The following is a 12,939-nucleotide window of genomic DNA, read 5'->3' as shown; positions in this document are numbered from 1 at the left end:
CACCAGCTCCGCAATCTCCACCTGGGTCAAGAAGAACGGCACCGCCGTCACCGACTACACCGGCCTCTACCGCCTCGACACCACCGACGCCAGCTGACAGACAGCCAACTCCCCCCAACCCACGGGCCACCGGCACCCCCACCGGTGGCCCGTAAAGTTCCCCCATGGTGATCGCAACCGTCCGCGACTGGTACGAAGAGGAAGGCTGGGGCGTGCTCGACTCCCCCGAGACCCCCGGTGGCTGCTTCGGGCACTACTCCGACATCCAGATGGACGGGTTCCGGACGCTGTCGCCCGGGCAGCGGGTGGAGATCGAGTGGGAGGCTCTCGGATTCAAGCAGGACGGGTACACCTTCCGCGCGGTCAGCATCGTGCCCCGACCCGCCTGACATCACCGATCAGAACTGCGGGATTCCCCCGCGGACTTCATCGGCCTCCACCCGCCCCAGTGCCCGGAGGTTCTTCTCCAGACGCCTGCGCGTCAGTTTCGTACCCGAGTAGTCCTTCCCGGCCGCCTCCTCGAACCGCGGCAGCAGGTCGGCGTTGACGCCACGTGCGGCTTCGTGGTCCCCCAGCTGATGCAGGGTGACGGCGACGTTCGCCTCCGCGGCCAGCGTCACCAGGGAGTTGTCGCCGGACACTCGCCTGAGGCGTTGCGCGATGTCCCGGTACATCGTCAGCGCCATCCGGTGCTCCCCCAGCCCGAACAGGCTTCCCGCGAGGTTCCCCATGGCCAGGATCGCCGTGCCGTCGTACTTGCCGAGGCGTCGCTCGCATCGCCATACGGTGTCGTTGTTCAGCCGCAGTGCCGCCTGGAACTCCGCGAGTTGGTTGAGGCACGCGCCCAGGTGGCAGGCCGCGAGGAGCGTGGCGGGATCGTCGGCACCCAGTTTCTCCGCGCGCGAACCGAGAACCCTCTCGAACAGCGGCCTGGCCTGTTCCGAATCGCCCTGTGCGTGCAGACACGCGGCGAGTCGTTCGGCCGCCTCGAGTGTGTGGGGGTGCGACTCCCCCCACCGCGCCGCCCAGTCCCGATGGACGGCCTCCGCCAGCAGGACGCCGAGCTTCCCCTCGTCGGCTTCGTGGAGGTAGCGCAGGACGCGGATCAGCAAGGACCGGAACGACTCCGGCTCGCCGCTCGGGACACCGGTCAGGCGCAGGTAGGCGAGGAGTGTCTGCACGTCCGTCGTGATCAGTTCGTACGACGCCCAGGCGCCCGGATCCCGGGGGTCCAGGACCGGCATCGCGCCGAGCCGGTCCCGGGCCGCGCGGCACACCCCGTCCAGGCCGGCGGGGTAGGAGGCGGGGTCCTCGCGGAACAGGGCCAGGACGTGCGCGTGTGCCTGTTCCACCGCGGGGTCGACCGCCTGCGCGTACACAACCTCTGTCATCACACCTCGTATCTCGATCTCAGTTGCTCATGGGAACGACGCCCTTCTTCACGCGTCGCGCCTCCATGCATCCGGCGGCGGCTCTCCCCTCGCTCAGCCGCCGCCGGACGTTCTCAATGGGCACTTGCAAACCGTCAGGGGAGGCGCTGCAATGCAGATGAAATTTCGATGATGCGCGGCGAAGCGGAGGCTTCGGGTGAACGGGGGATCTCCGCACGAGCTGCGGCTCGCGCTGCTCGGACCGGTGCGGGCGTGGCGCGGAAGTACGGCACTGGACCTGGGGCCGGTGCGGCGGCAGGCCGTACTGGCCGCGCTGGCACTCCGTCCCGGCATCCTGGTGACCCATGAGCAGTTGCTCGACGGAATCTGGGGGGAAAATCCTCCGAAATCCGGGCGGAGCGTCCTGCCGAGCTATGTCTACGCACTGCGGAGAGCGCTCGATCCCGCCGCGCAGACGGCGTCCGTGATCCGCAGCGGACAGGGCGGCTACCGCTTCGTCGCCGACGGCGTCCGGCTCGATGTGACGGAGCTGGCCGAGGAGTTCGACGGCGCTCGGCGCGCGAAGGAGGCCGGCGATCTGACCACCGCGCTGGACCGGTTTTCCAAGGCGCTCGGCCTGTTTCGCGGTGATCCTTTGGCCGGTCTCCCCGGCCCCTTCGCCGACGTGGAACGGCAGCGGCTGTCGGAGCGGCTGCGCCAGGTGCGCGTGGCCCGGCTCGAATGCCTGGTCCCGCTCGGCCGGTTCACCGACGCCCTCGACGAACTCGCCGCCCTGTCGGCCTCCAGTCCCTACGACGAGTCCCTCACGATCCTGCGTATGCGCGCCCTGTACGGCAGCGAGCGCCAGGCGGAGGCGCTGAAGGTCTACCAGGACATGAGCGAGCGCCTGGCCGACGAACTCGGCGTCGATCCCGGGCCCGAACTCCGCCGCGTCCACGAAGCGGTGCTGCGCCGGGACGACGCACGCCTCCTCGGCACCGGCTCAACACCCCACGCCCGGCGCCGGACCCGTCGTACCGTCAACGAACTGCCGGGAGACTCGGGCCACTTGATCGGACGGGAGGCCGAACTCGCCCAGCTCGTCGCGCCGTCCGCGCCCGGATCCGTGTCGGTCGTGACGGTCGACGGCACGGCCGGGGTCGGCAAGACCGCGCTCGTCGTCCGCGCGGCCCGTGAGCTCAGCGCCGACCACCCGGACGGCTGCCTGTTCGTCGACCTGCGCGCGCACAGCACGCAGCGCCGCCAGTCGCCGGAGCGGGCACTGCAGCGGCTGCTGCGCTCGCTCGGCGCGGCCCAGGGCGAGCTGCCGAGCGACCTCGACGAACTCACCGCCGTCTGGCGTGCGGCGACCAGTCCGCTACGACTGCTCCTCGTCCTGGACGACGCCCTGGACGCCGACCAGATACGGCCGCTGCTGCCCGCCGGAGGGGGAAGCCGGGTACTGGTGGCCGGCCGGCGGCGGCTGGCCGAACTGGACGCCGACCGGCGGATCACCCTGGAGCCGCTGGCGAGCGGAGATGCGGTCTCCCTGCTGACGCACCTCATCGGAGAGGAGCGCGCGAGCCGGGAGCCGGAGGCGGCGCGGCAGCTGACCGGACTGTGCGACGGGCTGCCGCTGGCACTGCGCATCGCCGGGTCTCGGCTGCAGAACCGCGGCGCCTGGACGGTCGAGTACCTGGTGGGCCGCATGGCCGTCGACGAGCACCGGCTCGGCGAGCTGAGCGTCGGGGACCGCAGCGTGGAGACGGCCTTCCGGCTGTCGTACGACCAGCTCGCGCCCGAACAGCAGCGCGGGTTCCGCGCGTTGGGCCTGGCGCCGACGGTCGAGTTCGACGCGCTGACGTCGGCGGCCCTGCTGGACCGGACGGCCCGGGACACCGAGCGGATCCTGGAAAGCCTGGTCGACACGAGCCTGCTGCAGGAGCCTCGGCCGGGCCGCTACCGGTTCCACGATCTCGTACGGGTGCACGCGCGCCGCCTCGCGGAGGCCACGCCCGCCGAGGCCGCCGTAGCGCGCAGGGCCGCCCTCCAACTGTTCCTGGACGCAGCCCGGTTCACCAGTGACTGGGGATCCGCCGGCTTTCCCACCGGACCCCGCCCCGGCGAAGTGCCCTTCACCGACTGGCAGGAGGCGGAGAGCTGGCTGGACGAGGCCGGCGGGGAACTCGCCGACGTGGTCGGGTACGCCGCAGCCGCCGGCGAAGCCGACTACGCCTGCTGGCTCGCCGAGGCCCTGTGCGACTACTTCGTACGGCAGGGCCGCTACCACGAGTCCCAGACGGCTCTGGAGATCGCACTCGCGCACGTGGACGAGGCCGGCGACCGGCGCATGGCCACCTCGGTGCGGAACTGCCAGGCCTACACCGGCGTGCACGACGGCCGGTACCGGCTCGCCCGCACCAGCGTCACCGAGGCGCTCGACCTCCTCCGACACCGCACCGACCCGTTGGAGGAGGCCCGGTCTCTCGCCCTGCTCGGGGCCATCGACCTGAGTGTGGGCGAGGGCGCCCTGGCGATCACCCATGCCACCGCGGCGGTGGACCTGTCCCGGCGGCTGCGCAACGACTGGGTCACCTCGATGGGACTCGTCATCCTCGGCCTCGCCCACCAGTTCGCGGGACGGAACGAGGAGGCGCTGGCCTGCTTCGCCTTCGCCCAGACCCACGCGGAGACGGACGGCAGACCGCGCGTCCTGGGCAGGACCCTGACCTGCGCCGCCGACGCCCACCTCCTCCTCGGCCACTACGGCGAGGCCAAGCGCCGGTTCCGTCAGGCGGTCGAGCTGGGTGAGCAGGTCGGGGACACCTTCCTCTGCGCGCGCAGCCTGACCCGGCTCGGCACGGCGGAACAGGGCCAGGGGGACCCGGCCGCGGCCATAGCCCTCCATCATCAGGCCCTCCTCCAGCACCAGTTGCTGAACCCCCTCACCGACCCCAGCTACGACTGGCTGGAGATGGACATCCGCAGCCGCCTGGGCCACGCCTACCTGGCGACCGGCCGCGTCGGCGAGGCACACGCTCAGTTCCAGGCCGTCCTCGATGTGCGCAACGCCCGCCGTTCAACCTTCCCGCCTCGCCGCGCCCTGTAGCGGACAGTGCCGGGGCGCGGGGCCACGGTGGGAGCAGGTGGAGTGGCGTCGATGAACACTGAGCTGGTGGCCGTTCCCGTTCCGTCGGTGTCGGGGCCGGCGGGGCTGATCCTGCGTATGCGAGGCGGGAGTTCGCACCGTCGGACCACGCTGCGGGTGGTGTTCGGCATCCGGGCGGAGACCACCGAAGGGGAGTCCTCAGCGACAGCGTGGACGGTGCGGTCGTCCAGCTCACCCGCGAGGAGTTCGACCTCCGCGTCCTGCTCGCGCAGCGACCCGGCGTGGTGTTCCGCCGGGAGCAGCTCATCAGCGGGGTGTGGCGGACGAGCTGGGAGGGCATCGGACGCACCCTGGAGGTCCATGTCGCCTCCCTGCGCGCCAAGTTGCGGATGCCGGGGCTGATCGAGACGGTGCGCGGGGTCGGCTACCGGCTCGTCGCCCCGGGCTCGTGACCCGGGTGGGTCAGGCCTTGCGGCCCACTCCGCAGTAGGCGTCCACGGCAACTTCGGCCGCACCGGGGCCGTCGGCGTCGTCGGGACGCCACTCGGTGACCTGGACGACGCCGGGGTCGACCAGGTCGAGACCGTCGAAGAACCCGGCGATCTCCCCGATGCTGCGCACGTAGTACGGCACCGCGCCGCTCGCGTTGTACGCCTCCGAGGCGGCGATCATGCCCTCGCTGGTGGCCGTGCTGTCGCTGATCACCAGGTGGCTGCCCGAGGGGAGACCCGCCACGAGTCGGCCGACGAGGTCGCGCGCCTGGTCGTGGTCGGCGACATGGCCGAGCGTGTTGAGGATCATCAGCGCGATGGGCTCGGAGAAGTCGAGGGTGCCGGACGCCGCCCGCAGGACGGCCTCGGGGTCGTAGAGGTCGGCGTCCAGGTAGGCGGTCCGCCCCTCGGGGGTGCTGGTGAGCAGGGCGTTGGCGTGGGCCAGGACGATGGGGTCGTTGTCGACGTACACGATCCGGGCGTCCGGGGCCACGCGCTGGGCCACCTCGTGCGTGTTGTCGGCGGTGGGCAGACCGGTGCCGACGTCGAGGAACTGTCGTATGCCCTGCTCGCCGGCGAGGTAAGCGACGGCCCGTCCCAGGAACTGCCGGCTGGTGAGCGCCACGTCGACGAGGCCGGGGAAGATCTCCTTGATGTGGTCCCCGATCTCCCGGTCGACCTCGTAGTTGTCCTTGCCGCCGACGAAGTAGTTCCAGAAACGGGCCGAGTGCGGCTTGGTGGTGTCGATCCGGGCCCTTGTCTCTTCGGCGGCGTCGAGGGGGAGAGGGGAGTCCGACACGGCTGGTCCTCCTGTGGGTGGTGGGGATGATCAGAGCTCCCAACCTAGGTGAACTCGCCGTAGGTGCAGGGGAGTTATGGACTCACCCGGTTCACCTACCGTCAGGTTCTGGCCACTCATGTCACCCGTGTCGGCTGAGTGCGCGCCACCTCGCGGATAAGTAGAAGTGCTCATGTCCGGCCGGACCCGTCGAGGCGACCATGGACCCATGACCAGGGCCGTCGTACGGCGGAAGTGGTCAAGTGTTCAAATTCTCCCCGCGGGGGCGCTATTGCCACGATCATGAGCAGTACGCGGCGGTCCCGCTTCCGGGCGGACGCCGTACCCCCTTGCCTCTACGACCACTTGACGCACCGTCCTGAAAGGACCGCCGCCATGGCCACCCCCTTGTCCGCCGCGAAGATGCTCGCCGCCCTGAAGGCCGAGGGCCTCACCGTGCACGAGCACTCCGGCTGGAAGACCCACAACCGCGAAGCGGCGACCGGCAAGAGCTTCGGTCCCGTCATCGGTGTACTGATCCACCACACCGGCGGACACAACGACAAGGAGCTCTGCTACAAGGGCAGATCCGACCTCCCCGGCCCGCTGTGCCACGCCTGGCTGGGCAAGACCGCCGGCCTGTGGATGATCGGCCACGGCCGCGCCAACCACGCCGGCTCCGTCGACCTGGACGTCCTCAACGCGCTTCGCAACGAGACCGCGCTCCCCCACGACAACCAGGCCAACGCCGATGGCAACGATGTCCTGTACGGCCTGGAGATCGAGAACCTCGGCAACAGCAAGGACGACTACCCGGACGCGCAGTACCGGCAGGCCGTGCTGTGGGCCGCCGCCATCTGCCGGGCCCACGGCTGGAGCGAGAAGTCCATCGCCGGGCACAAGGAGGTCCAGCCCGGCAAGATCGACCCGAGCTTCGACATGGACGACTTCCGGGCCGACGTGAAGAAGCAGCTGGCGACCACGACCGGCAAGACCGAGTCGACCAAGCCCACCGGCTCGACCAAGCCCACCGGCTCGGCCAAGAAGCCCCGCGTCGACCTGTCCCGTCTCGTCAAGGCCTCGAAGACCGACCCCGGCGCCAAGCAGGGCCACGTCAGCTACATGGCGGGCACGAACCTCACCGAGGCGGCCCTGGTCAAGCTGGGCTACCTCGCCAAGTCGTACGCGGGCGACGGCTCCTTCGGCTCCAAGACCATCGCCGCCTACGCCAAGTGGCAGCGCCACCTCGGCTACACCGGGGACGACGCGAACGGCATCCCGGGCAAGATCTCCCTCAGCAAGCTGGGCGACACGACGGGGTTGTTCACGGTCGTGGCCTGAACGCACCCTGTGGTCCCGGCACTTCGGGAGGGCGCGGTGCCGGGCCCACCTGTGTCCGGGGTGTATCTCCTGGGCGGTTGCCGACTCTTCTCCATAGGGGTCGGGGGACTTCCCAGGAGGTGGGATGCCATGGCGAAACGTCTGGTTGTCTGCTGCGACGGAACGTGGAACGTGGCGAATCAGCGGTACCGGACCAATGTGGCCAAGGTCGCGGAGGCCGTGCGCCCCGTGTCGGCCGACGGCACGGAACAGCGGGTGAGTTATCTGGACGGCGTCGGCACCAAGTGGTCGGAGAAGCTGCGGGGCGGCGCGCTCGGCTGGGGGCTGTCGGAGAAGGTGCGACAGGCGTACCAGTTCCTGGTCAAGAACTACGAGCCGGGTGACGAGCTGTACTTCTTCGGATTCAGCCGGGGCGCCTACACCGCGCGCAGTCTGGCCGGGCTGGTCCGCAACTCCGGGATCCTGCGCCCGGAACACGCGGGTCTGCTCCAGGAGGCGTGGGACCTGTACCGCGACCGGGGCAAGGCACCGAACGATCCGCCCTCGGTCCGCTTCCGCGAGGCCCACTCCCACGAGGCGAAGATCCGCTTCGTCGGCGTGTGGGACACGGTGGGCTCCCTCGGCATCCCGGTCCCGGGCCCGCGCATGCTCAAGCCGCTGGCCATCTGGGTCAACCGCCGCTGGGCCTTCCACGACACCACCCTGAGCACCTGGGTCCAGGGCGCCTTCCACGCGCTCGCCATCGACGAGAAGCGCCGCGCCTTCGAGCCGACCCTCTGGCACCAGCAGCCCGACGCCGTCAGGAAGGGCCAGGAGCTGAAGCAGGTGTGGTTCAGCGGGGTGCACGTCGACGTCGGCGGCGGCTACAAGGACACGGCACTGTCCGACCTCGGCCTGCTGTGGATGGTCGCCAAGGCCGTCGAGTACGACCTGGAGTTCGACACCGCCGCCCTCGGCACGGGCGAGTTCCGTCCCCTGGGCGAGCTCCACAACTCCCGCACCAAGCTGTACCGCCTGACCCGGCCACTGCATCGGCCCGTCGGACGCGCCGAGAACCCGGAGGACCACCACCTCGACGGCCTGGAGTATCTCGCCGGCAGCGCGAAGAAGCGCTACGACGAGTTCTCCCCGCCGTACCGTCCGCCCAAGCTGGTGAAGTACCTCAAGGAGCTGGGCACGGACCACATCGAGCCGACGGACCCGCCCGACTGACCGGAGTGACGGCTCTCGCTCGGGCATGATGCCCGCATGGTGTCAGGGGGAGAGCCGGATGCGGTCACGGCCGGGGGTCGGTTGATCGGGGGGCGGTACCGGCTGAGCGAACGGCTCGGATCGGGCGGGATGGGCACGGTGTGGGCCGGGCTCGATCTGCTCGTCGGGCGTGAGGTCGCCGTGAAGGAGGCACTCGCACAAGGCCCGTCGCGTGTCGAGCGGATCCTGCGCGAAGCGCGTGCCGCGGCCCGGGTGAACCATCCGGCGGTCGTGACCGTCCACGACGTGGTGATGGAGGACGGTCACCCGTGGATCGTCATGGAGCGGGTGCACGGCGAGTCGCTCGCCGATCTCCTCGACCGGGAGGGCACCCTGCCCGAGCGCGAGGCGGCCAGTATCGCGCTGCCCGTCCTTGAAGCCCTCGCCGCCGCCCACGCCCGCGGTGTCCTGCACCGCGACGTCAAGCCGGGGAACGTGCTGCTCGGCAGCGACGGCAGGGTCGTCCTCACGGACTTCGGCATCGCGTACATCGCGGGCGAGGAGTCCCTGACCCGCTCGGGCGAGTTCGTGGGCTCGCTCGCCTACACCTCCCCCGAGCGAATGGGCGGCAGCCGCCCCGGCCCCGCCTCCGATCTGTGGTCGCTGGGCGTGCTGCTGTTCCAGATGGTGGAGGGCTTCTCACCGTTCCAGCGGGACTCCGTGGAGGGCACGGTGGCCGCGGTGCTCACCATGGGGACACCGCGCGTGCGGCGAGCGGCCGCCCTGGGGCCCGTCGTCACGGGGTTACTGGCCAAGGAGCCGGACGAGCGGCCGACGGCAGGGCGGGTGGCCGAGGTGCTGCGTACGACGGTGACGCCGGACAGGTCAGGGCCGGCGGCCCCCTCCACGCCGGGCCGCCCCAAGCGACGGTGGCTGTGGCTCGGGTCCGCCGCCGGGGTCGCCGCCGCCCTGACCGCCGTACTCCTCACCCTCGACGGCAACCAGACAGCGGGCGGCGGCACTTCGGCCTCGCCCTCGGCCCGGTCGACACCCTCGCCCACCCATACGGCCGCCAAGGGCTACACGTGGGTCCAGGAAAGGGAGTTCGGCCTGGAAGTGCCAGCTGGATGGCAACGGCACGCCAAGAACGCGCAGGGGCAGTACCGGTACACCAAGGGGTCGTACGCGATCGTCGTCGTGCCCGGGCGGGACAGGGTGACGGCGGGCGTGGGTCCGGTGGAGTATCAGCGAGCCGTGGAGCCTGAATTGCAGCCGTATCGGGATTCGTCGTGGGCGACCGGCACCGGCATCCGGCTGATCGAAGCCGGTGGAAAGGTCATGGTCGAGGGGCAGTTCACCTGGGACGACAAACAGGGGCAGTCGGTGTTCGCGCACAACCTCGCCATCCGCTCCGGCAAGCGCTACCACGTCGTGCTCGCGCTGGGGCGGGAGGGGCAGCGGGAGGCGGTGGGGCGGTTCTACGTGCGGGCTGCGGCGACTTACACTCCGACGGACGGGTGAGCGGGCTCAGGTGGGTTGCGGGTCTTCCTTGACTGCCTCGGCGGACTGGCGTGCCCGCGCCGCGCGTTGTTCCTCCCCGGCCGCCTCGTAGACCTTCGCGGCGGTCAGCCAGGTGACACGGGCCAGTTGTGGGGTTTGGCATATTTCCTGGAGCTGAGCGATGACAGAGAGGGCTTCGCCCATCTCGTTCGGGGCACCTGCCGCCGCGTAGGCGCCGACCGCCTTCGCCAGGTACTGAAAGGCCTGCGGCACGTCGGCCAGCAAGATGAACACCCTGCCGAGACGAAGGCGTGCCACACCTTCCTCGTATCTGTCCCCGAGGCGTTCGAAGGCGACGGCGGCCGTACGCCATTTCTCGGCGGCCTCACGGAGCCGGTTCTCCTTCTCCAGCGCCATGGCCTGGCCTGTCTGCACCTTGGCCTCGTTGTACTCGTCGCCCGCGGACGCGAACAGGCCGGCCGCGACGGCAGCCAGCTCCGCCGCTTCGGCTGTGCGCCCGAGATCCCGGAGCAGCCCGGACCGGTTGGCCAGGGCGGCGGCCCGGTCGTGTTCGTCATCGAGCTCCTCGAAGATCTCGGCCGCGACAGAGATGGCCGCTTCGGCCTCGTCGTACCGGCCTTCACTACGCAGAGCGCTGCTGAGTCCGAGGGCCGCCGCCGCCCGACTGCGCACCTCTCCGAGCCTCTCGTAGATGTCCGCCGCCTTCGCATGCAGAGCAACGGCCTCGGGGTGACGCGCCACGCCCTGAAGGATGTTGCCGCGATTGTGCAGAGTGTCGGCGTAACCGCGCAGGTCGCCGACCCGTTCGAAGACCTCCCCGGCCTCCGTGAGCGTCTCGATGGCCGCCTCGAAACGTCTCTGGTCGCTCTGTGCGTTGCCAAGGTTGTTCAGGACCGTCGCGGTCGCCACGTCGTCGCCGAGGTTCCGCAGCGCCACGACGGACTCGGTGAGCAGCTGTATGGACGCGTCGAAACGGCGCAGGTGCCGCATCACGAGCCCGAGTTGGCCCAGCGCAGAGGCGACCGCGCGCGGGTGTTCGGCAAGACGGGCGGCGACGAGACCCATCGTGTGGAGTGCGATCGCATCGTCGAAGTAGCGGCCACGTGTCAGGTACTGGTCGAGACGATTGGGAACCAGGACGGCGGTTCTCAGGTCTCCCGCTGCCAGCGCCACCGCCGGCACGGCCAGCAGGTTGGTGTGCTCGGTCCGCAGCCATGCCGAGGCCCGCCTTCCGTCGACGAAGCGGTTCGGAGCTGCTGGTACACGCGGCTCGCGAAGCCAGACAGTGGCCTCCTCCACACCTTGCGTGTAGTACCCCAAGAGCCGTAGCAGAGCCCTCCGTCCCTCCTCGGCCGCCCCCTTCGGAGCATGATGCACCGCGAAATCCCGCACCAGATCATGCATCCCCCACCGCTCCCCCGCGCTGTCCACCACATGCCCCCGCACCAGCTCCCGCAGCCCCGCCCGGACCTCCCGCTCCTCCCGGTCCGCGAGGGCGACCGCGGCGGGCAGGCCGATGTCCGGCCCCGGATTGAGGGCCAGAAGGCGGAAGAGACGGGCGAGTTCGAGCGGCAGGCGGTCGTAGGAGAGGTCGAACGTGGCGCGCAGTGCGCGCTCACCGTCGTCGAGATGGTCCAGGCGGGAGCGGGCACCCGCGAGTTCGGCGGTCAGGCCGGCGATCGTGCGGCCCCGCTCCACGACGAGCAGGCCGGCGGCGATGTGCAGAGCCAACGGGATACGGTCGCTCAGCTCGACCAGACGCTCGGCCGACTCCTGGTCGTCCACGCTCCGGCCGGCGCGGCGCAGGACATCCCGCAACAGGCCCAGCGCGGTCTGCGGGGTGAGCGTGCCGAGGTCGATCAACCAGGCTCCGTGGGAGGCCAGTTGCGGCTGGGTGTGGCGGGAGGTGGCCAGCAGACGGTGCGGGCCGGGGCCTGGAAGCAGCGGGAGGATCTGGTCCGAGTCGTACGCATTGTCGGCCAGGATCAGCACCCGCCGATCCGCCGCCGCGAGCGCGGCAAGCGTCGACCGGTACAGCCCCTCGCGTTCCGGCTGCACGGTCGGGATGTCCTCCGGCGCCGCACCCATGGCCCGTAGGAGAGACTCCAGGGCCTGGTGGGCGGTGACGTGAGCGGGGTCGTAGCCGCGCAGGTTCACGGCGTACGTGTCGGTGAACCACCCCTGCTCCACGGCATGGTGGGCCGCCGCCAGCGCGAGCGCCGTCTTGCCTATGCCGCCCATGCCGGCGACGGCGGCCGCCGAGGAGATGCCGGGGGTCGGGGCGAGGACGTCGAGAAGGCGGCGCAGTTCGTCGTCCCGGCCGGTGAACACGCTCGACGCCGCAGGCAGCGTCAGCGAGGCGCTCGGCACGGTGGAAGCGGGCTCCTGTCCGTCGCCGCCGATCCGTTCCAGGAGGCGCAGCACCTCGTCCAGCGACTCCAGCCGCCGCTGCCACATGGCGAGGTCGGCCTCGGCAGGTTCCAGCCGTACGGCGTGATCGGCGGCGTGGCGTTCGCAGGCGAGCACGAAGGTGCGCACCATGTCCCAGTCCGGGGCGTCCGCCAGCTCCCCCTTCAGCAGCGCGCTGAGCCGGGTCGTGCTCAACTCCCGTACGCCGAGCGCCTTTTCCGCGACGAGGCTCTTGGACGCCCGGTGCAGGTCGGCGTTCTTCGCCCGCGCACTGTCCCGCAGGACCCGCAGCCGCCCCGCGAACTCCCGGATCGCCCGGTCCGCGACCGCCTTCACCACCACACCCCGATTCTCCCGTCCCGGCATGTCCCGTCCCGCGCTGCTCAGCGTAGGGTTCCGCCGGTCTGGGAGCCCACGAAATCCCGATCTGTCCCGCGGCCCGTTCTTCCCTTCCCGTTCCGCGGATTCTGCTCCCATGACTCACACGATCGAGACCGTCCTCGTGATCGTGCTGCTGGCCGTCGTGGTCGCGCAGCGCGTGCACCAGATCGCCGCCAAGGAGCTCACTTCGAAGCTCGCCGTCCTCATGGCCACCGGCGGCGTCTTCAGCGGGACCTTCTACCTGCTGAAGGCCATCGCCGAGGCCCTGCACCTGCTGTGAGCCACCCGTACAGATTTCTTGTACGGGTGACAAAGGGTGAACGTACGTCCCCGGATGGGGAGTTCATC

9 protein-coding genes and 1 pseudogene are annotated in these 12,939 nt (G+C 70.4%); 7 read left to right on the top strand and 3 right to left on the bottom strand.

The window, feature by feature from the left end:
* Window positions 1–164: 164 nt before the first annotated feature.
* Window positions 165–389 carry a cold-shock protein gene (locus IG08_RS0148905; protein ID WP_030619919.1) on the top strand — a complete coding sequence of 75 codons (225 nt, stop codon included), beginning with the start codon at window positions 165–167 and terminating at the stop codon, window positions 387–389.
* Between the two features lie 9 nt (window positions 390–398).
* Here the strand turns inward: IG08_RS0148905 and IG08_RS0148900 are convergent, their stop codons facing one another.
* On the bottom strand, window positions 399–1,391 hold the full coding sequence (locus IG08_RS0148900; protein WP_158812381.1) for a tetratricopeptide repeat protein: 993 nt from the start codon (window positions 1,389–1,391) through the stop codon (window positions 399–401).
* A gap of 196 nt (window positions 1,392–1,587) precedes the next feature.
* Here IG08_RS0148900 and IG08_RS0148895 point away from each other — a divergent pair, with 196 nt between their 5' ends.
* A complete protein-coding gene (locus IG08_RS0148895) occupies window positions 1,588–4,479 on the top strand; it encodes an AfsR/SARP family transcriptional regulator (RefSeq protein WP_234343180.1) in 2,892 nt (963 codons plus the stop codon).
* Window positions 4,480–4,685: 206 nt separating this feature from the next.
* Window positions 4,686–4,931 (top strand): annotated as a pseudogene (locus tag IG08_RS0148890) (winged helix-turn-helix domain-containing protein); the annotation flags it as partial.
* A 10-nt stretch (window positions 4,932–4,941) separates the two neighbouring features.
* On the opposite strand, the gene IG08_RS0148885 reads toward IG08_RS0148890, so the two are convergent.
* Window positions 4,942–5,769, bottom strand: a complete 828-nt coding sequence (locus IG08_RS0148885) for an SAM-dependent methyltransferase (RefSeq protein ID WP_030619908.1) — start codon at window positions 5,767–5,769, stop codon at window positions 4,942–4,944.
* 375 nt (window positions 5,770–6,144) lie between these two features.
* Between IG08_RS0148885 and IG08_RS0148880 the strand changes: the two genes are divergently transcribed.
* The 3 genes from IG08_RS0148880 (at window position 6,145) to IG08_RS0148870 (ending at window position 9,801) form a co-directional block, all read left to right on the top strand.
* Window positions 6,145–7,089: an N-acetylmuramoyl-L-alanine amidase gene (locus IG08_RS0148880; protein WP_030619906.1), complete on the top strand. Its 945-nt coding sequence runs from the start codon at window positions 6,145–6,147 to the stop codon at window positions 7,087–7,089.
* A gap of 129 nt (window positions 7,090–7,218) precedes the next feature.
* Complete coding sequence (locus IG08_RS0148875) at window positions 7,219–8,301, top strand: DUF2235 domain-containing protein (RefSeq protein ID WP_030619903.1); 1,083 nt, start codon at window positions 7,219–7,221, stop codon at window positions 8,299–8,301.
* 36 nt (window positions 8,302–8,337) lie between these two features.
* Complete coding sequence (locus IG08_RS0148870; RefSeq protein ID WP_078656050.1) at window positions 8,338–9,801, top strand: serine/threonine-protein kinase; 1,464 nt, start codon at window positions 8,338–8,340, stop codon at window positions 9,799–9,801.
* Between the two features lie 6 nt (window positions 9,802–9,807).
* Here IG08_RS0148870 and IG08_RS56255 read toward each other — a convergent pair whose 3' ends face one another.
* Window positions 9,808–12,552: a tetratricopeptide repeat protein gene (locus tag IG08_RS56255; protein ID WP_052425242.1), complete on the bottom strand. Its 2,745-nt coding sequence runs from the start codon at window positions 12,550–12,552 to the stop codon at window positions 9,808–9,810.
* Window positions 12,553–12,685: 133 nt separating this feature from the next.
* Between IG08_RS56255 and IG08_RS0148860 the strand changes: the two genes are divergently transcribed.
* On the top strand, window positions 12,686–12,871 hold the full coding sequence (locus IG08_RS0148860; RefSeq protein WP_030619895.1) for a hypothetical protein: 186 nt from the start codon (window positions 12,686–12,688) through the stop codon (window positions 12,869–12,871).
* Window positions 12,872–12,939 lie beyond the last annotated feature (68 nt).

Source organism: Streptomyces fulvoviolaceus, assembly GCF_000718165.1.
In the GTDB taxonomy this organism is placed as follows: Bacteria; Actinomycetota; Actinomycetes; order Streptomycetales; family Streptomycetaceae; genus Streptomyces; species Streptomyces fulvoviolaceus.
This window is presented reverse-complemented; position numbering and strand designations above follow the sequence as displayed.